We start from the raw sequence: 18,566 nt of genomic DNA, 5'->3' as shown, positions 1-18,566 counted from the left end.
CTCAGCGCTTCAGCCACTTCACGCCGTAGGCGTCCATCGTGAAGCGTCTGCCGTCCACTTGGGCGCTGATCGGCCGGTTCAGGGTGTTGACGACCAGGACCGTCCGGTCACTCGCCAGGACCCGTACGTTGGGCCGGTCGTCGCGGGCGACGGAGACGGTCTCGTACCGGGTACCGGGCGGGAAGGCCGCGTGGAAGCGGGACAGCAGGCCGTACATGGGCAGGGCGCGGCCGCCGTCCGTCTCGCTCGTCGGTGTCCACAGGCAGCCCGCGCAGTCGGTGCCGCTCTTCTTCTCGGGGTTCCAGTAGAAGGCGGAGTCGGCGCCGCCGTCGACCATGGCGATCAGGGCGGTGGCGTGGACGGCGAGCCGGTGCTTCTCGGACCAGCCCTCGCGCCGGTCGTCGGCGTCGGCGGGTTCGACGTAGTACTCGGCCCACCACAGCGGCAGGTCACGGGTCTGGCGGCGCAGCCACTGGCTGACGGCGGTGAACTTGGCGGTGGCGGCGAACTCGTCGGGGAGGAACTGGTCGTCGTTGGTGTAGCTGGAGCCGTCCACGACGACGAAGTCGGCGCCCGCCTTGTGGGTGTTCCAGTAGCGGAAGGCGTCCAGGACCCGCTGGTCCATGGCCCCCCAGGGGCCGCGCAGGTCGGCGGAGGCGTGCTCCTGCCCGGCACCGACGCTGTCCATCACCAGGTAGGGGCCGCCGACCATGATGTCGGGGTCGACCTTCTTCAGGGCCCGGTAGACGAGGTTGTACATCTTCGTGTAGCCCTCGTAGTCCCAGCGGCCCGCGGAGTCGTTCCAGAAGCCCTTGAACTCGTTCCACACGACGAAGTGGCGTACGTCGGGGTAGCGGCGGGCGACGGTGGCCGCGAGCCGGGCGAAGTCCTCGTAGTGGTCCGGGTCGGGCGCGGTCTCCAGGGCGGACTGGCTCCAGTCGGTGCGACCGGCCCCGGCCTTGCCGCCCTTCATCCAGTCCGGCGAGCAGCACAGCGTGATCACGGGGGTGCCGTGGGAGGCGCGGACGAAGTCGATGCGGTGGTCGAGGGCGCCGAAGTCGTAACGCCCCTTCACCGGCTCGGGATTGTCGGCGCCCCAGCCCATGATGGCCTGGTCCTGCGGCAGGCCGCCGGCGTCGGAGAGGAGTTTCTCGACGCGCTCGGTGGCCGCGCCGCCGCCCCGGTCCGCGCTGTACTGGGTGTGGGTGAAACCCCAGCCCACCGACGGCCGCGGACGCCCGGCCGGGGTGGCGGGTGTGCCGTGCACGCGGTCGCCGTCGGGCGAGGTGCCGGAGGTGTCCGCGCCACGCCCGGGGAGCGTGCCCAGCAGGGTCACCACCAGGGCGAGGGCGAGCACGCCCACGCCGAGCAGCGCGGTGAGCCGCCACCGCCGATCCCCCGTGTACCACCCATGACGTGCCATCAGGACCACAGTAACGGCGGAATCGGGGCGTCGGGCAGGTCTTGGGAACACCCTCCGAGAAGGGGCGGAAATGCCGTGCGCGGAGGGCATCCGTGACAGATCATGGCGGCATGTCCGCCAACCCACACGACGCCCTGCCGATCCGGCTCAATGTCGACGACTCCGACTCGCCCTCCGACGTCGTCGACGCGCTGTTCCTCGGCCGTTTCGCGACGGGCGAGCAGCCGTATTCCCACGCGGCCAACATCGAGCGGGTGCGCTCCGGCGCGACCCTGCTGCCCGAGGGCGCCCGCGTGCTGCGGGTCGCCCGTGACGAGGACCGCAGCGCGACCCTCGCGGAGGGCGACGGCTGGACCCTGCTGGTCTCGCGCTGGAACCGGGGCGCGGACGTGACCGTGACCGCGACCACCGCCGACCTGGCGAAACAGATCCTCGGCCAGGCCACCGACGGCGCGGCCGACGAGCCCGAGCCGCAGCCGGAGAACGTCACCATGGGCTTCTGGTACGTCTCCCCGAGGCGCGGCCCGCACCGCACCACCCGCCAGATCTCGGCGGGCACCTGGGAGGAGGTGCGGCCCAACTACACCGCTCCGGTCGCCTCCGCGATGGACCGCCTGATGAAGACGACCCCGGAGGACATCGCCGGGCGGCTGCTCCTGCTGCACGGCCCGCCGGGCACCGGCAAGACCTCGGCGCTGCGCACGCTGGCCCGCTCCTGGCGGGACTGGTGCCAGGTGGACTGCGTACTCGACCCGGAGCGGCTCTTCTCCGACGTGGGCTATCTGATGGACATCGCGATCGGCGAGGAGGACGGCACGGGCAAGGGCCGCTGGCGGCTGCTCCTGCTGGAGGACTGCGACGAGCTGATCCGGGGCGAGGCCCGGCACACGGCGGGGCAGGCGCTGTCCCGGCTGCTCAACCTGACCGACGGCCTGCTCGGCCAGGGGCGCAACGTCCTGGTGGGGGTCACCACCAACGAGGACCTGGAGCGGCTGCACCCCGCCGTGGTGCGGCCCGGCCGCTGTCTGGCCCGCATCGAGGTCGGCCCGCTGACCCGTCCCGAGGCCATGGACTGGCTGGGCGGCGAGGGCCCCGAGCACGAGAGCGCGGTCGGCCGGGAAGGCGCGACCCTGGCCGAGCTGTACGCGCTGCGCCGGGGCACGGGGCCGACGTCGGTGCCGGGGGCGCGGGAGGGGGCGGACGCGGGGCTGTATCTGTAGCGGCACCCGACCCGTACCGGTACGACTCCCGCACCGGTACGACTCCCGCTTCGGTGCTTTCATGGACCTATGACCCTGTTCGTCGGCACGTCGGGGTGGCAGTACACGAGCTGGCGGGGCGTGGTGTACCCGACGGGCTGCCCGGCGCGGCTGTGGCTGGAGGAGTACACCAAGCTTTTCGCGACGGTGGAGCTGAACAACGCCTTCTACCGGCTGCCCTCCCGCGAGAACTTCGCGTCCTGGCGGGAGCGGGTGCCGGCGGACTTCGTGGTGGCGGTCAAGGCCAGCCGCTATCTGACCCACATCAAGCGGCTGCGCGACCCCGAGGAGCCGGTCCACCGGCTGATGAGCCACGCCGAGGGCCTGGGCGACCGGCTGGGCCCGATCCTGCTCCAGCTGCCGCCGACCCTGCGCGCGGACCCGCCGCTGCTGGACGCGTGCCTGGCCTGTTTCCCCCGGGACACGCGGGTCGCGGTCGAACCGCGCCACGAGTCCTGGTGGACGCCCGAGACGCGAAGCGTCCTGGAGGCCCGGGGTGCGGCGCTGTGCTGGGCGGACGTCCTGTCCCGCCCGGTCACCCCGCTGTGGCGCACCACCGACTGGGGGTACGTCCGCTTCCACCGGGGCCGCGCCCGTCCCTGGCCGCGCTACGGGCACACGGCGCTGGAGAGCTGGGTGGAGCGGATCGCCTCGACGTGGGACGGCGCGGACGACGTGTACGCGTACTTCAACAACGACCCGAGGGGCGCGGCGGTGAAGGACGCGGCGGAGTTCGGCGCCCTGGCCCGCAAGGCGGGACTGCCGGTAACACGCACCCCGGAGCCGACGGCACGGCGCTAGCGGCCGCTCAGCCCCGCTCCCCGTAGGCGGCCCGCAGGGCGTCCCGTACGGCGGCCAGGGCCTCGTCCTCCGGGAGGCCGAGCCGGTGCGCGCGTTCCGCGTACGCCTGGGCGGCCGACGCGGCCTCCTTGCTGGCGGCCGGGCCCGCGGCGGCGACGTACGTGCCGTTGCGCCCGCGGGTCTCGATCACCCCGTCGGCCTCCAGCGCACGGTAGGCCTTGGCGACGGTGTTCACCGCGAGCCCCAGGGACTCGGCCAGGCCCCGCACGGTCGGCAGCCGGTACCCCACCGGGAGCACACCCGCCCGTGCCTGCTCGGAAATCTGCGCGCGCACCTGCTCGTAGGGCGGGGCGCCGTCATCAATGTGGATCTTCAGGCTCACCCCCCGATTGTCCCGCACGCGCCGCGCCCCGCCGAGCGGGCGGAACGTACCCGGCCGCGCGCGAAAAATAGGAGGCGCCCTCGCCCCGGCTGCTCGTAGCGTTCCTGCCCATGACCGTCCTCGTACGCGATCTGCGTCCCGATGTCCCGGCCGACCCGGAGGGCTTCGTCCTCGTACGACGGCTCGCCCTGCCGTACGTCCTGTTCACCCCCGAATCCGTCCGTCATGTCATCGCTCGTATGCACCCTGCCGCCCACTACCGCGCGCTCGTCGCCGAGGAGGACGGCGAGGTGATCGGCACGGCCCAGGTGCACATGGCGCACCAGAGCGCCGAGCCCGGCCAGGGGTATGTGAACGTGTACGTACGCCCCGACCGGACCGGGCGCGGCGCGGGCCGTCTGCTCCTGGAGACCGGGGAGGCGCATCTCGCGTCCGTCGGCGCGACCAGGGCCTATTCCTGGGTCCTCGACACCCCCGGCAACCGTGCCTTCGCCGAGCGGCGCGGCTACACCGAGGGCAACACCGCCCACTTCCTGCGCCGCGACCTGACCACCGACGACCTCCCCTCGCTGCCCGAGACGCCGCCCGGCATGGAGGTGCGCACGGCCGCCGACTTCGCGGACGATCCCCGGCCGCTGTTCGAGCTGGACGCGGAGACCACGTCGGACGAGCCGAACGCGGTGCCGGTGTCCTACTCGGACTACACCGCCTGGATCGAGGAGAACTGGGAACATCCGCTGCTGGACCGCGAGTTGACCACCGTCTGCGTGGCCGACGGGCGCCCGGTCGCGTTCACCGTCGCCCGTACCGACGGCGCGACCCGCTACTTGACCGGCATGACCGGCACCGCCCGCTCCCACCGGGGCCTCGGCCTCGCCAAGCTGGTCAAGGCGCACTCCCTGCACCGGGCCCGCGCGGCCGGTATCACCGACGCGTACACCGGCAACGACAAGACCAACGGACCGATGCTCGCCGTCAACAAGTGGCTCGGTTACGAGATCTGCGCTACGGAGGTGCAGCATGTCCGCCGACTCGGCTGACGACACGGGCCTGTTGGAGATCGTCCTGACCAAGGCGGGCCGTACGAAGATCCGTTACCCGGCGGCGCTCCTCTCCGACGACGGCACCCGGCTGACCGTGCGCGCCCCCTGGGCGGCCGAGGGCGTGCGCGACTTCGGCTTCGTGCGCTTCGAGCCGGGGGACGTGTTCACCGAGCACTACTGGCGCGACCGGTGGTACGCGGTGAAGGAGGTCCGGTCCGGGGACGGCACGCTGAAGGGCTGGTACTGCGACATCACCCGCCCGGCCGTCCGCTCCGGCGCCGAACTGACCGTCGAGGACCTGGACCTGGACCTCTGGCTGTCGGCCGACGGCAAGGACGTACTGCGCCTGGACGAGGACGAGTTCGCCGCGAGCGGCCTCGCGGAGTCCGACCCGGACGCGGCCACCGCCGCGCTGGCCGCCCTGAGCGCGCTGGAGACGCTGGCCCGGACGAACGCCTTCGACACCCTCCTCACCTGACCCGAAGCCGGAACAGGACCCGGGCGCGGACGGCTCACACCGCGCCCACCACCACATACCGCTCGTCGTCCACGGCCTTCCCCCACAGCAGCGGATCGCCGGAGAGCGACTCCACCCGTACGTCCCGCACGACCGGCTCCAGCAACGCGGCGAGCCGGCCGGCGGGTATCCCTGCCGGGGCGACCGTCCCCCACACCCCCTCCACCAGCACGAACCGCCCGCCGGGCCGCAGCAGTTCACGCCAGCGGCGCAGCACCTTCCCGGGCTCGGGCAGCGCCCACAGCACATGCCGGACGAGCACCACGTCCACGCTCCCCTCCCCCACCGGCGGCTCGGCGGCGTCCCCCCGCACCACCGTCGCGTCCCACCCGGCGAGCTTGGCCCGGGCCAGTTCGACCATGGCGGGAGAGGAGTCGACCGCCGTCACCCGATGCCCCTGCCCGGCCGCGAGCAGCGCGAGACTCCCGGTGCCGCAGCCGAGGTCGAGCACGTCGGCCGGGCGTATGGGCAGCCACCCGCGCAACCGCGCGTCCCAGGCGGCCCGCACCTCGGGCGCGCGCAGACCGTGATCGGGCTCCTCGTCGAAGGAGGCAGCCATCACGTCCCAGTCCACCGATCCACTCGCCTCACTCATGCCCGAAGCATGGCACCCGCCACTGACAACGCCCCCGGACCGGCCCGGGGCCTCGGCTACCTGAGCCCAGCCTGAGCACGTCCTTAAGACGACCATAAAGATCGGCCCCGACCGCCCCGAAGGGTCCAACTCGCCCGCGCACACGGCTAGTTTCTGATCACACCCCCCACGGAAGCCGGGCCGTCCGGCGGCCGGACGACGCGATGCCGCGAGGAGTTCCGATGCCCTTCCCCACGCCCTCGGCTCACCCCGGGCAGGGGATGTCCCGGCTGCGGGCGGCCGCCGCCGTGGCCGTGCTCGGACTCGCCCCGCTCGCCCTCGCCGCCGCGCCCGCTTCGGCACACGACTCGACGCGCGGAACAGCGCACGAGTCGGCAGATGACTCGCCGCACAGCTCGAAAGGCGGCGAGCTGTGCGGCGTCGAGAACGGCGAGTCCGGCGGCCTCGACCTGGTCGGCGCCGACCGCTCCACGCCCCAGGTGCACAGCGGGCCGTACACCTTCACGTACCGGGTGACCACGCGTCACCAGGGCCGCTTCAAGGTGTACGTGACGAAGTCCGGCTACGACCCGGCACGACCCCTGACCTGGTCGGCGCTGGATCTGGCGCACCCGGTCGCGCGGGTGGTGGACGCGACGCCCTCGGACGGCCGCTACACGTTCACGGGCACGCTCCCCGAGCGCACCGGCAGACAGGTGCTGTACGCGGTGTGGCACCGCTCGGACGGCTCGGAGTGGTTCCACTCCTGCGCGGACGTGGACTTCGGCGGTACGACTCCCCCACCGGCCCCGGCTCCGACGACCCACCGGGCGGCCCCGGTTCCCACTCCCTCGGCGTCGGCGCCCTCCGCGTCGAAGGAGGTACGGATCGAGGCGGCAGCGGCCGGACCGGCAGCCGGGCAGCGTGCGGTCGAGCGGCGCGTGGCGGAGACCCCCGGCCCGACCACCCCGCCCGCGACCACCACGTCCCCGGCCGCCGACTCCCCTGCCACCACGGTGACGTCGCTGTATCTCGCCGACACGGGCACCGCCCCGCACACCTCGTACGGGGCAGTCGTCGGGGCCGGGGTGCTGGCCCTCGGTTCGGCGGCGCTGTTCCTCTCGGTGCGGCAGCGCTCGACGGGCGGCGACCGGGGCGGGCGCTGAGCGGCGCGCGCGGTATGCGCCGGGTCCTGTCCGGCGGCTCAGGCCGGACAGGACCCGGCGGCGGTCAGCTGAAGACCGACGCGCAGGTGGTGGCGGTGGCGTGCGCCGGGTCGAGGGAGTTGGCCACTTCGTGGAAGGCGATGCGGTCGATCAGACCGATCGCGACGTGTTCGGACAGGTCGAGCGGGCAGAGGTCCTGGAGCAGGACGTTGCGGACGTCGGAGCCGGTCAGGTACTGGCTGCGCCAGGGCGTGACGACCTCGTCGTACTGGGTGGCGATGACCGTGTAGTGCACTCCGGGAACGGTGTCGCCGCCCGCGTTGAGCTTGGTCAGGAAGGCCGACCCGGCGATCTGGTCGGCGAGGCCGGGGGTGGTGGCCTTGATCAGGGCCTCGGCGCCGGGGAAGTACGGCAGCAGGTTGGTCAGACCGCTGAGGTTGGTGCCGTGGTTGCTGGGGGCGATGCCGACGAGGGCGTTCACCTTGGCGGCTCCGCCGAGGAACTTCAGGTAGTAGCGCGGCATCATGCCGCCCTGGGAGTGCCCGACGAGGTCGGCCTTGCCCGCGCCGGTCGAGGCGAGCACCTTGTCGACGAAGGCGGACAGCTGCTCGGCGGACTTGTCGATGGGGCCGAGGCCGTAGAAGACGGGGACACCGGCGAGCTGGCCGTAGTCGAGGGAGTAGACGCAGTACCCGCGGTCCTTCAGGTACGGCGCGAGGCCGAGCCAGTTGTCGACGGAGTTGCCGAGGGTGCCGTGGACGAGGACGACGGGGCGCGGGTGGGCGGCGGAGGGCTTGCAGGAGTAGTCGTTCCAGCCGGAGCTGGGCGCGGTCGCGGCGTGGGCGGTGGCGGTGGGGACGGCAGCGAGCGCGGCGGCCAGGAGCAGCGAGGCGAGCGGTCTGAACGCTCGCTTCCAGGGCAGCATCGTGTGATCTCCTTGCGGCTCAAGGGGGGTGCACGGACTGACCCTGTGATCCGGATCACGGGATGCTGGTTCACTCGTCAAGTTACGGACGAGTAGTGCAACTGTGAAGTTACGCGTCAGTAAAAAGTTCCATCACGCATCAGACACACACGCACACTGAGGAACCGTCACCAGACCGGCTGGACCCGACCATAGAACTCCAGCCACTCCCAAATCACCCACAACACGCGTAACTCGCCGCACTCAGGCCGCAAGCGTCCCCGGAATCACCGCACGGGGCCCGAACTTGGCCCGCACCCGGTCGGCGACCTCCTCGATCCGGCGGACCTTCTCGTCCACGGGGTCGAAGGTGAGCTGGCGGGAGGCGTGTTCGGCGGGGGTCAGCCCCTCGGCGCGCAGCGCGACGGCACGGACCCGCGCCCGCTGGAGACCGAGCGTCTCGTACATGCCGTAGGCGGCCCGGGTGAGAGCGGCCGAGTGCGCGGTCGGCTCCGCGAGGGTGCGGCAACGCGTCGTGGTGGACCGGTCGGCATAGCGCACGGTGAGGGTCAGACTCCGGCAGACCTGGCCGCCCCCGCGCAACCGGAACCCCAGCTCACCGGCGGCGTCCAGCAGGGCCCCGCGATGCCGCCCGGAGTCCAACTCGTCGGTGCCGAAGGCACGTTCCGCCCCGGCCGACCGGGCCGCCGCGTTCGGCACGACCCGTCCCCGGTCGATCCCCCGCGCCCCGTCCCGCAGTTCACGTGCCGCGCGGGCACCGACCAGCCGCTGAAGGGTGGACGGCGGCGCGGCGGCGACCCTCCCCAGGGTGTCGAGCCCGTACTCGCACAAGGTGCGGGCGGTGGCGGCACCGACCCCGGGCAGCGCGCCCACCGGAAGCCCGGCAAGGAACTCCGCCCGCGCGCCCGGCTCTTCGGGCACGACCCGGACGACTCCGGGCCGAGCGGAACGCAGCGCCAACCGGGCCGGCATCGGCCCGGGCCCGGCACCCACGGCACAGTCGACGCCGTACCGCGCCAGCGCACGGACCCGGATGACGGAGGCGATCTCCACGGCATCCCGCCCGAAGTACCGTTCGGCGCCGCCGAGATCGGCCAGCACCCGGTCCGGCACCAGCGCCTGCACCACCGGCGTGAACTCCTCGACGAGCCCCACGAGCGCGGGCAGCAGCCCCTCGCGCCCGGGCGCGAGCCGGAATCGCACACAGAGAACGGTCATCCCGCGCTCCCCGGACTCCGGTGCCACAACTTCCGTGCGGCAGCGGGCCCTTGGGCGACCCCCTCCCCCGCCGGCCGCAGATCGGCCCACGGATGCATGTCGTACCCGGTGGCCATCCGGATACGACGGCCACCGGCCCGGTCCTCACCCGCCGGCTCCACGGACTCCGCCAGCCGGGCGGCCACCCGGTCGAGCCCGCCCTCGGCCCGCAGCTCGACGAGTTCGGCGAGGTTCCAGGCGGCGGAGCCGACGACGCTCAGACTGCGCGGCCCCCGCCGCTGCACCACGCCCCGCACCAGCAGCAGCCAGGAGTGGAAGACGGTGTGGGCGCAGGCGTCGTGGGAGTCGTCGAAGAAGGCGAGGTCGACCAGGCCCGTACCGTCGTCCAGGGTGCTGAAGATGACCCGCTTGCCGGACCGGATCGGCGGGGTCTGGGTGGCCGCCTTGGCACCCGCGACGAGCACCGTCTCCCCGTGCCGCGCCGCACGCAGCCGCCGCGCCGACACGACCCCCAGCTCGGCCAGGAACTCCCGGTGGTCGTCCATCAGATGACGCGAGACGTCCATGGACAGCACGCCCAGTTCGGCACTGAGCCGCTCCGCCGGGGAGAGATCGGGCAGCCCGGCCGAAGCGGTCCGCCCGCCCCCGCCCAACGGAAGCTGCTCCCCAGGGCCACCCCGGGCCCCCCGGTACAACTCGGCCAGATGCAGCTGGAGATCACGCCGGTTGCCCCCGAAGGCGTCCAACGCCCCGACCTGCGCGAGCCGTTGGGCGAGCGGACGCCCGGGCCGCCCCCGCTCCCAGAAGTCCCGCAAGGAGGCGTACGGCTGCCCGGCCGCGATCCGCTCCGCCTCGGCCCCGCTGATCCCGTGCACATCGGAGAGCCCCAGCCGCACCCCCCACTTACCGGACACCAGTTCGATTCGGTGAGCGGCGGCGGACACGTTCACGTCCAGCGGCAGCACCGGAACACCCCGCCGCCGCGCATCGGCCAGCAGCAGCCGCTTCGGATACATCCCGGGATCATGCGTGAGCAGCCCGGCATAGAAAGCGGCCGGATGGTGCGCCTTGAGCCACGCCGACTGATAGGTGGGCACGGCGAAAGCGACGGCATGTGCCTTGCAGAACCCGTAGGACCCGAAAGCCTGGACGATCTCCCAGGTCCGCTCGATGGTCCCGGCGTCGTACCCGTTGCCCTCGGCCCGCGCCCCGAACCACACCCGGATACGCCCCTGCTCCTCCGGATCGGACAGCAGCCGCCGCGCCGCGTCGGCCTCCCCGCGTCCGCACCCGGTCATGATCGAGACGATGTCGATGATCTGCTCGTGAAAGACGACGACGCCGTACGTCCCCTTCAACGGCCGCTCCAGATCCCGATGCGGAAACCGCACCGGAGCACGCCCGTGCCGTGCCTCGATGAACGGCCGCACCATGTCGGCGGCGACGGGCCCGGGCCGGAAGAGCGAAATATCAACAACCAAATCCTCAAAAGACTCCGGCTGAAGCCGCCCCACAAGATCCCGCTGCCCCGGCGACTCGATCTGGAAGCAGCCGAGCGTCTCGGCGGACCGGATGAGCCGGTACGTCTCCTCATCCCCCTCCGGCAACGCCTCCAGATCAACACGCTCCCCACTGGCCCGCTCCACCTCGGCGACGGCGTGCGCCATGGCCGACTGCATCCGCACACCGAGAACATCCAGCTTGAGCAGCCCCAGATCCTCCACGTCGTCCTTGTCGAACTGGGACATGGGCAGCCCCTCACCACTCGTAGGCACCACGGGCGTACGAGCGAGCAGCGAGGCGTCCGAGAGCAGCACCCCGCACGGATGCATGGCGACACCACGCGGCAGCGCGTCCAGCGCCTCGACCAGCTCCCACAGCCGGCCGTACCGCCCCTTCTCGGCCGCCAGTTGCCTCAGCTCGGGCAACTCCTCCAGCGCGGCACGCGCGTCACGCGCCCGAATATGAGGAAAGGACTTGGCCACACGGTCGATCTCGGCGGGGTCCATGGACAGCGCGGCCCCCACATCCCTTACGGCGTGCCGCACCCGATACGTCTCGGGCATGGCAACGGTGGCAACCCTCTCGACCCCGAACCGCCCGATGATCGCCCGGTAGACCTCGAGCCGCCGAGCGGACTCCACATCGATATCGATATCGGGCAGCACCACGCGCTCCTTGGACAGGAAGCGCTCCATCAACAGCCCATGCTCCACAGGATCGGCATGAGCGATCCCCAACAGGTGATTGACGAGCGACCCGCCCCCCGACCCCCGAGCAGCAACGCGAATCCCCAACCCACGTACATCATCGACAACTTGAGCAACCGTCAAAAAATAGGAAGCGAACCCGTGATATGCGATGACCCCCAACTCCTCATGCATCCGCTCCCAGTACGCCCGCCGCCCGCCATACCCCAGCCGCACCATCCCCGCCGCGGCCCGCGAGGCAAGCGCCCGCTGAGCGGTCCGCCGCCCGGCCCCCACGAGCCGGGCCTCGGGAAACCGAACGCTCCCGATCCCCAGATCCGCCTCGGGATCAACAACACACTCCCCCGCAGTGGCCAGCGTCTGCTCGACGAGCCGCCACCCGACCTCCCGCCGATACCCGGCGGCCTCCACCACCCGCTCGGCGACCCGAAGCATGTCGGAAGCCCCTTTGAGCCAGGCCTCCCCGGAGTCCAACTCCTTCCGGAAATCAATGGGCACAAGCCGCCGCGAGGCATCGAGAACATCGGCGACGGCCCCCTGCCCCGGATCGGCATACCGAACGGCATTACTGAGCACGGGCCGCACCCCCTGCTCGACAGCGAACCCAAGAGCCCGAGCGGCCGGCCGCAGAGACCCGGCCCCCACCCCTGCCCGCCCGTGCCAGACAATCTCCACCCGCAAGGCATCCCCGTACACCTCACGCCAGACAGCGAGCAGCCGGGCGGCACGATCGGGCCGCCCGGCCCCGAGAGCGCGCCCCACATCGGAATCGGGCCCGAGCAACACGGTGAGCCCGTCCCCCCGATTGCTCTCCCGGGGAAGCCGGGGCGAAGCGGAACCCCCCGAGTGAGCAGCACTAACAACCCGGCACAAATCAGCCCACCCCCGAGCCCCGTCCCGCGCCAGAAAGGTCACCCGAGACGCCGACTCGTCCACAAAGGCCCCACCCCGAACAGGCCGCCGCCGAGACCCCCCACTCCCCTCCTCCACAGCAAGATCAACCCCGAAAAGCGGCCGCACCCCCATCCCCGCGCAAGCCTTGGCAAACCGCACAGCCCCGGCCAGCGTGTCCCGATCGGTCAGCGCAAGAGCCCCCATCCCCCTCTCCTCAGCCCGCTCGACAAGCCGCTCCGGATGCGAGGCCCCGTACCGCAAGGAAAACCCCGAAGCAACACGCAAGTGCACAAACCCCGCCACGAGCACCTCCCATCCTTATCGAACACCCGTTCCCTTCCACCATACCCCCACCCTCGAACGCTTGTACGATACAGTCCACTCCCTACCTGACCTGCGTAAACACAAGGCCCAGCCCGCGCGAACGGGGGACGGAAGCGCCCCACGACCCGCCACCGGCGCACAACGCCGGGAACACGACGGGAAGCCCGGACCACCCGCACCCACGCACGGCGAGAAGGGGACGTGCCGGGGGGTGTCCGCCCGCAGCGGCCGGCGAAAACTCCGCTCACCTCTCTCCCGACAGCCCGCCGGACCGAGGACGGATACCCCCCGGCGCGGCCCCGACCCACGGACGGCGGGGGGCGAGACGGCGGGACGGCAAACGACGACAGGACCATGAACACGGACAGGCCCCACCCGCTCCCCGAAAAACAAAACGGGCCCCCACGCGCGACACACACGCATGGGGGCCCGCCGAACCGCCCCGTCAGGGAAGGACGGCCCGCCAAGGACCCATCAGGGGAGGGTCACCCCGTAGTAGCTCAACGCCTCGGTGACCGGCTGGAAGAACGTCGTACCGCCGGAGCTGCAGTTCCCGCTGCCACCGGAGGTGAGCCCGTACGCCACGCTGCCCGCGTACAGCGCACCACCACTGTCGCCGCCCTCCGCGCAGACCGTGGTCTGGATGAGCCCGGAGACGATGTCACCGCCGCCGTAGTTGACGGTGGTGTTGAGCGCGGTGACGCGCCCGCTGTGCGTACCGGTGGTGGACCCGCGCCGGTACACGGTCGTACCCACGGAGGGCGTCGCCGCGCTGGAGATGGTCTGGCTGCCCACCGCACTCGGGTGCGAGACCGAGGAGTTGGTGTAGCGCACCAGCGCGAAGTCGTTGCCGGGGAAGCTGTACCCGACGTTGGTGCCGAGCACCGTGCTGTGCCCGGAGTCGCTGTACCAGGTGGAGGCGACCTCACCGCAGTGCCCGGCGGTCAGGAAGTAGTACGTGCTGCCACTGCGCACGTTGAAGCCGAGCGAGCAGCGGTACTGGCCGCCGTAGATGGCATCGCCACCACTGATCAGCTTGTTGAACTTGCCGGGGGTGCGCTTGATGGTGAGCGCGTCCGCCTGCGCCCCGGCCTGTTCCTTGATCTTGGCGATCTCGGCGGCGCTGACCGTGCTGTCGACGGTCACGACGACCTGGTGGTTCTTGCTGTCGACGGCCCAGGCGGTACCCGGGATGTCGGACTGGCGAACGGAGTCGCTCGCCTGGGTGAGCTGGCTGGCGCTGAACGTGTGGGCTTCGTTGGCGTTCGCGGTGGGGGCGGCGAACGCGGCGGCGGCCAGGAAGCCGGTGGCCACGGCGATCAGCCGGGTCCGTCTCGCCGTGCCGCCGCGGGGAGTTGTGCGCTTGATCCTCACTTTTCGTTCCCTCCCAAGGGAAGTCGGGGGCCCGCGTGGGGTCGGGGCCCGTGAGGCGCAGCCAGGGCGGAGTACCGGTCAGGCGTTCATGACCCTGACAAGCGCTGAGGGGGAGTATTCGGCCGAACGGCCGGTCGGCACAAGAGTGCGTTTCGGCCTGGGCGCCCCGCCGCCCAGCTCAACCCCCCTTAAATTCACGGCGAATTACCCCTCACCCACCACCCCCAGTTCCCGCAACACCACCCGAGCCACCGCGTCGTTCTGCCGGAAGGCCGCCCCACCCGTCCGCGGCCGCGTGAACGCCCCCGGTGTCCGCGCGTCGGTGTACGGCCCGAGCGCGAACCGCCGAGGATGCGGCCGCCCGTCCCGCCCGAGGACGCGCCCGTCGGCGGGATCGACCCGCAGCAGCCCGTCCGCCGTCTCCAGCGCCTCGGCGTGCAGCTCGCGCAGCAGCGTGTCCCGGGCCCGCCCGACCGAAGGATCGGGCAACCGCGCCTCCACAAGCGCACGCGCGGTCACCGAGAACCCCGGCACCGACCCGGACGACGCCCGGAACACCCCGTCCTCGGCAGCGACCTCCATCTCCGCCCCCACGAACCGCAGCAGCCCCGCCCGGGACAACGCGAGCAGCTGCCGCAGCCGGGGTCCGGGCGGGCCGGAGGCCAGATAGCTGAAGAACCCGTGCCACCAGGGCCCGAGATTCCCGAGCCGCACCAACTGCCCGTAGACGGACAGCAGCCCAAGGAAGACACCCAGGTCGGCGCTGAACGAAGAATCATGACGCTGCGTCAAGTCGTCGGAGACATACGCCCGCAACCCCTCCTGGAACTCCGCGTGCGAAGCGAACCGCACCCCCTCCAGCGGCCGGTCCAGCGCGGCGAGATCCAGCCGGTCGCGGGCATCCGGCACCGCCGCCGCGACCAGCGCCCGCACCTCCTCCGCACTACCCGCCACCGCGTACTTCTCCTCGAAGTCGGCCCACTCCATGGCCGTCCGCCCGGGATGAGCGGTGAACAGCCGGTGGTAGTGGGCGAATCCCAGTTCCTTTTCCACCAACGGCCATATGTCGCGCCGGAATTCGTACCCCTCGGGCCGTTCGAGCAGCGACCGCACCTCCTCGGGTCCGAAGAAGCGTGGCAGCGGCGGGCGGGGCCCGGTCCAGTCGTAGCCGATCTTCGAGTGGTACGGCACACCGCGCCGCGAGCCGACGTACAGCACCGGCTCCCGCCCCGAGGGCACGTACACGCAACCCCCCTCGCCGTCCTCCTCGTACCGTCCGCCCCGCCCCTCCGTGAGCAGCACCATCAGGTCGACGAAGGCCAGCCCGAAGCCGCGTACGAGCACGGGCTCGCCCGGCGCGAGTGCGGACAGGTCGCTGTCGGCGGTGAAGTCGGGCGGCAGATGGACGAGGCCGTGCGCGCGGGCGTATGCGCTCAACCCCTCCTGCTCCGAGTCGAGTTCGAAGTCGAGGTGGCCGAGGGCGAGCACGACCAGGTCGGCGACGAGCGGTTCGGTACGGCCCTCCAGCCAGACCCGCTGGCGGCCGTCGGCCGGTCCGGTGACGCGCAGGGCGCGCCGGGGGTGGTGGTGGACGGTGATGCCGGGCGGGAGGTCGGCCAGTGCGCGGTCGTAGACCCAGCGCAGATAGCGGCCCTGTATCCGCCGGTCGGCGAAGGTGCGGCCGTCGAGGCGGGCCCATTCGTGCAGGGTGGGCCCCTCGCGGACGGGGCCTTCCATCGTCACGGTCTCGTCGGTGAACATGGTGATGTCGGCGGCGTGGGAGTTCATCCAGAGCAGCTCGGACTGCGCCTCGCGCCAGATGCGGCCGCCGCCCGGCGGATGGGGGTCGACGAGGTGGATGTCGAGGCCCTGACCGCCGTACAGCTCGGGGGAGTTGGCGGCGATGCGCTCCAGGAGTCCGGTCGCTCTGGGCCCGGCCCCCACGACGACCAGCCGGTGCCTCATCGGGTGGTCCCCGTTCCGCGGGCGTAGTGCCGCTCCACGTAGTACTGGCCGATGCCGAGCACCGAGGTGACGACGGTGTACCAGAGGGTCGCGACCATCAGCAGCGGGATCACCTGGTAGGTGCGGTGGTAGATCAACTGGGCTGAGAAAAGAAGGTCGTTGACGGCGATGACGCTGACGATCGAGGTGCCCTTGAGGGTGCCGATGAGCATGTTCCCGGCGGCGGGAACGATGGAGCGCATGGCCTGCGGCAGCACGATCCGCCGCCACCGCTGCCAGGAGCTCATGCCGAGCGCCTGGGCGGCCTCGGTCTGGCCGTGGTCGACGGAGAGGATGCCGCCGCGCACGACCTCGGCGGCGTAGGCGGCCTCGTGCAGGGTGAGTCCGACTACGGCGACGGCGACCGGTCCGAGCAGGTTGACGGTCCTGATCCCGAACAACTGCGGGTACAGCGCCCCGATGTTGAACCACAGCAGCAGCTGCACCAGGATCGGGATCGACCGGAACAGCCAGACGTATCCCCAACTGACCGATCGCAGCACCGGGTTGGCGGAGAGCCGGAGGACGGCGAGCAGGGTGCCGAGGGCGAATCCGAGGACCATCACCACGGCGGTGAGCCACAGGGTGAGCCAGAGTCCGCGCAGCACGGAGACCGAGGTGAAGTAGTCGGCGACCACGTCCCACTGGAAGGCCCGGTTGCGCAGGACCGAGTTGACCACGAGCCCGAGCAGCACCAGGACGACGACGGCGGCGACCCACTGGCCGTAGCGGCGGCGGGGGACGATCGGGGGATTGTCCGGGCGCGAGGGCGCCGGGGACGGGGCGGAGGGTTTGGCGAGGGTGTCGGATGACATGCGGGACTCCGTGACACGTCGGACCCGACGCGCCATGCCCGCACTCCGCCGCGCCCCAGGGCGCGGTCACGGCCGAGCCCCTCAGCAGGACCGTCCCACGAGAGTACGTCGCCGTTTCCCGGCGCTGTCAAGGGTGTCCGGAGTGTGAGCGGCCCGTCTCAACTCGGTTGACGGGCCAACCGGATGCCTGTTCCACTTGGCCCATGCGCCCACAGCAGTGGCTGGTCACCCGCTCCCACATCGACTTCGGTCGCGTGTGGTCCGCGTCCTGTTGAGCTGACCCCCTGCGCGCCCGCTCGTTCCGGGCGCCTTCGCGTTCTTCACTTCACTTCGCTTCCCTTTCCGGCCTTCACGCGCGCGCCCTGCCCACCGCACCCTCCCTCCCCTCGCGCCTGCCGTAGCACCGCCTTCTCCCCTCGCGTCCGGCTCGTCCTCCCCTTCTTCCAGGAGACCGTTTCCCGATGCCCGCGCCCACGCGCCACCTCGCCATGCCCGCACGCCGCCCCGCCCCGGCCGCACGCCGCCGCCTTCCCGCACCCACGCAGCACGCCACGCTGCCCCCGCGCCACCCGTCCGCGCCCGCCCGCCGCCTCCTCGCGCCCTTCGCCGCCCTCGTCTCCGCCGCGCTGCTGCTGACCGGCTGCGGCTCGGGCTCCGCCGGTTCCCCCGGCTCCGGCGCCCGCATCGCGGCCGGGTCCGACGCGATCCCCACCACCGACGTCGTCTCCGGGATCGCGAAGGACCCGGCGGCCGCGAAGCTGCTGCCGGCCGGGGTCACGCGGCTGACCGTCGCGGTCGCCGTGGGCGGCACCCCGCCCGGCACCACGTACCTCGCCGACGGCACGACCCTGACCGGCCAGGACGTGGACATCACCAAGGCGGCCGCCAAGGTGCTCGGCATCAAGCTCAAGATCGAGCAGGCGAGCTTCGAGGCGATCCTCCCGGCGCTGGAGAGCGGCAAGTACGACTTCGGCGCGAGCAACTTCGGCGTCACGGACGAGCGCCGCAGGACGATCGACTTCGTCACCTACGTCAACGACGGGCAGGGCTTCGTCACCCGCAAGGACAGCGAGCTCGCCAGGATCACCGATCTGAGGCAGCTGTGCGGTCTGAACATCGCGACCGGCGCGGGCACCACCTTCGAGGCCACGCTCGAGAAGAACCGGCACGTGTGCGCGGACGCGGGCAGGAAGCCGTATCACGTACAGACGTACGCCGAGCAGAGCGCGATCTGGTCCTCGATCCAGCAGGGGCGCAGCGACGTCGTGATGTCCACGATCAACGGCCTGCGCTACGCCGTCGCGCACCAGCCGGGCCTGAAATTCCTCAACGAGTACCACCGGCTCGACGTCGGCTTCGCCTTCAAGAAGGGCACCCCCCTGGCGCCCGCCTTCCGCGCGGCGGTGAACCGGCTCATCGCGGACGGGACGTACGCGCGCATCCTGAAGAAGTGGGGGACGACGGGTTCCGCGATCAGCACGTCCCGGATCTCGCCACCGGAGCTGAAGAACTGACGCGCGACTGACGGTCCGTCACACTCCGTTCCAGACCTTCCTATCAGCGGACAATCAGGTCACGCAGGGCACTTCGTTCACCCTGACACACCATGCATCACCCATCCGCCGCGAACAATCATA

At 71.5% G+C, this 18,566-nt stretch carries 15 protein-coding genes; 6 read left to right on the top strand and 9 right to left on the bottom strand.

All coding sequences use genetic code 11. The features are described 5' to 3' along the window. Nucleotide 1 precedes the first annotated feature (1 nt). Entirely contained in the window at nucleotides 2–1,423 is a 1,422-nt protein-coding gene (locus AB0E91_RS16620; RefSeq protein ID WP_361781512.1) for a xylan 1,4-beta-xylosidase, read from the bottom strand. A 110-nt stretch (nucleotides 1,424–1,533) separates the two neighbouring features. On the opposite strand from AB0E91_RS16620, the gene AB0E91_RS16615 reads away from it, so the two are divergent. Together AB0E91_RS16615 and AB0E91_RS16610 are read left to right on the top strand one after the other, a co-directional pair. Further along, nucleotides 1,534–2,643: a DUF5925 domain-containing protein gene (locus AB0E91_RS16615; protein WP_361781509.1), complete on the top strand. Its 1,110-nt coding sequence runs from the start codon at nucleotides 1,534–1,536 to the stop codon at nucleotides 2,641–2,643. 69 nt (nucleotides 2,644–2,712) lie between these two features. Further along, nucleotides 2,713–3,483: a DUF72 domain-containing protein gene (locus AB0E91_RS16610; RefSeq protein ID WP_361781506.1), complete on the top strand. Its 771-nt coding sequence runs from the start codon at nucleotides 2,713–2,715 to the stop codon at nucleotides 3,481–3,483. 7 nt (nucleotides 3,484–3,490) lie between these two features. On the opposite strand, the gene AB0E91_RS16605 is transcribed toward AB0E91_RS16610, so the two are convergent. After that, a complete protein-coding gene (locus tag AB0E91_RS16605; RefSeq protein WP_343245666.1) occupies nucleotides 3,491–3,865 on the bottom strand; it encodes a GntR family transcriptional regulator in 375 nt (124 codons plus the stop codon). A 110-nt stretch (nucleotides 3,866–3,975) separates the two neighbouring features. Between AB0E91_RS16605 and AB0E91_RS16600 the strand changes: the two genes are divergently transcribed. After that, nucleotides 3,976–4,905: a GNAT family N-acetyltransferase gene (locus AB0E91_RS16600; protein ID WP_361781502.1), complete on the top strand. Its 930-nt coding sequence runs from the start codon at nucleotides 3,976–3,978 to the stop codon at nucleotides 4,903–4,905. After that, nucleotides 4,886–5,386, top strand: a complete 501-nt coding sequence (locus AB0E91_RS16595) for a DUF402 domain-containing protein (protein WP_361781499.1) — start codon at nucleotides 4,886–4,888, stop codon at nucleotides 5,384–5,386. The genes AB0E91_RS16600 and AB0E91_RS16595 overlap by 20 nt, the downstream gene beginning before the upstream one ends. 34 nt (nucleotides 5,387–5,420) lie before the next feature. Here the strand turns inward: AB0E91_RS16595 and AB0E91_RS16590 are convergent, their stop codons facing one another. Beyond that, entirely contained in the window at nucleotides 5,421–6,020 is a 600-nt protein-coding gene (locus AB0E91_RS16590; protein ID WP_361781496.1) for a class I SAM-dependent methyltransferase, read from the bottom strand. Between the two features lie 221 nt (nucleotides 6,021–6,241). On the opposite strand from AB0E91_RS16590, the gene AB0E91_RS16585 reads away from it, so the two are divergent. Further along, on the top strand, nucleotides 6,242–7,165 hold the full coding sequence (locus AB0E91_RS16585; protein WP_361781493.1) for a lytic polysaccharide monooxygenase: 924 nt from the start codon (nucleotides 6,242–6,244) through the stop codon (nucleotides 7,163–7,165). Between the two features lie 64 nt (nucleotides 7,166–7,229). On the opposite strand, the gene AB0E91_RS16580 is transcribed toward AB0E91_RS16585, so the two are convergent. The 6 genes from AB0E91_RS16580 to AB0E91_RS16555 form a co-directional block, all read right to left on the bottom strand. Beyond that, the gene (locus AB0E91_RS16580; protein ID WP_361781490.1) at nucleotides 7,230–8,090 is read right to left on the bottom strand and encodes an alpha/beta fold hydrolase; all 861 of its coding nucleotides are present in this window, start codon (nucleotides 8,088–8,090) and stop codon (nucleotides 7,230–7,232) included. A 243-nt stretch (nucleotides 8,091–8,333) separates the two neighbouring features. Then, complete coding sequence (locus AB0E91_RS16575; protein WP_361781487.1) at nucleotides 8,334–9,308, bottom strand: hypothetical protein; 975 nt, start codon at nucleotides 9,306–9,308, stop codon at nucleotides 8,334–8,336. Then, on the bottom strand, nucleotides 9,305–12,715 hold the full coding sequence (locus AB0E91_RS16570; RefSeq protein WP_361782434.1) for a DNA polymerase III subunit alpha: 3,411 nt from the start codon (nucleotides 12,713–12,715) through the stop codon (nucleotides 9,305–9,307). The genes AB0E91_RS16575 and AB0E91_RS16570 overlap by 4 nt, the downstream gene beginning before the upstream one ends. Before the next feature lie 495 nt (nucleotides 12,716–13,210). Continuing rightward, entirely contained in the window at nucleotides 13,211–14,110 is a 900-nt protein-coding gene (locus tag AB0E91_RS16565; protein ID WP_361781484.1) for a S1 family peptidase, read from the bottom strand. A gap of 204 nt (nucleotides 14,111–14,314) precedes the next feature. Then, nucleotides 14,315–16,075: an FAD/NAD(P)-binding protein gene (locus AB0E91_RS16560; protein WP_361781481.1), complete on the bottom strand. Its 1,761-nt coding sequence runs from the start codon at nucleotides 16,073–16,075 to the stop codon at nucleotides 14,315–14,317. After that, a complete protein-coding gene (locus AB0E91_RS16555) occupies nucleotides 16,072–16,929 on the bottom strand; it encodes an amino acid ABC transporter permease (RefSeq protein WP_361781477.1) in 858 nt (285 codons plus the stop codon). Before AB0E91_RS16555 ends, AB0E91_RS16560 begins: the two co-directional genes overlap by 4 nt. 461 nt (nucleotides 16,930–17,390) lie before the next feature. Here AB0E91_RS16555 and AB0E91_RS16550 point away from each other — a divergent pair, with 461 nt between their 5' ends. Continuing rightward, nucleotides 17,391–18,443: an ABC transporter substrate-binding protein gene (locus AB0E91_RS16550; protein WP_361781474.1), complete on the top strand. Its 1,053-nt coding sequence runs from the start codon at nucleotides 17,391–17,393 to the stop codon at nucleotides 18,441–18,443. Nucleotides 18,444–18,566: the final 123 nt, after the last annotated feature.

Source organism: Streptomyces sp. NPDC026659, assembly GCF_040638245.1.
In the GTDB taxonomy this organism is placed as follows: domain Bacteria; phylum Actinomycetota; class Actinomycetes; order Streptomycetales; family Streptomycetaceae; genus Streptomyces.
The sequence above is the reverse complement of the archived record's forward strand: the minus strand, read 5'-3'. Positions and strand labels throughout refer to the sequence as shown.

What these genes read in the sequence shown, in the direction of transcription:
- AB0E91_RS16610 (WP_361781506.1), top strand. Translation starts at nt 2,713, where the DNA reads ATGACCCTGTTCGTCGGCACGTCGGGGTGGCAGTACACGAGCTGGCGG.
- AB0E91_RS16620 (WP_361781512.1), bottom strand. Translation starts at nt 1,423, where the DNA reads ATGGCACGTCATGGGTGGTACACGGGGGATCGGCGGTGGCGGCTCACC.
- AB0E91_RS16580 (WP_361781490.1), bottom strand. Translation starts at nt 8,090, where the DNA reads ATGCTGCCCTGGAAGCGAGCGTTCAGACCGCTCGCCTCGCTGCTCCTG.
- AB0E91_RS16555 (WP_361781477.1), bottom strand. Translation starts at nt 16,929, where the DNA reads ATGTCATCCGACACCCTCGCCAAACCCTCCGCCCCGTCCCCGGCGCCC.
- AB0E91_RS16550 (WP_361781474.1), top strand. Translation starts at nt 17,391, where the DNA reads ATGCCCGCGCCCACGCGCCACCTCGCCATGCCCGCACGCCGCCCCGCC.
- AB0E91_RS16600 (WP_361781502.1), top strand. Translation starts at nt 3,976, where the DNA reads ATGACCGTCCTCGTACGCGATCTGCGTCCCGATGTCCCGGCCGACCCG.
- AB0E91_RS16560 (WP_361781481.1), bottom strand. Translation starts at nt 16,075, where the DNA reads ATGAGGCACCGGCTGGTCGTCGTGGGGGCCGGGCCCAGAGCGACCGGA.
- AB0E91_RS16590 (WP_361781496.1), bottom strand. Translation starts at nt 6,020, where the DNA reads ATGAGTGAGGCGAGTGGATCGGTGGACTGGGACGTGATGGCTGCCTCC.
- AB0E91_RS16575 (WP_361781487.1), bottom strand. Translation starts at nt 9,308, where the DNA reads ATGACCGTTCTCTGTGTGCGATTCCGGCTCGCGCCCGGGCGCGAGGGG.
- AB0E91_RS16615 (WP_361781509.1), top strand. Translation starts at nt 1,534, where the DNA reads ATGTCCGCCAACCCACACGACGCCCTGCCGATCCGGCTCAATGTCGAC.
- AB0E91_RS16595 (WP_361781499.1), top strand. Translation starts at nt 4,886, where the DNA reads ATGTCCGCCGACTCGGCTGACGACACGGGCCTGTTGGAGATCGTCCTG.
- AB0E91_RS16585 (WP_361781493.1), top strand. Translation starts at nt 6,242, where the DNA reads ATGCCCTTCCCCACGCCCTCGGCTCACCCCGGGCAGGGGATGTCCCGG.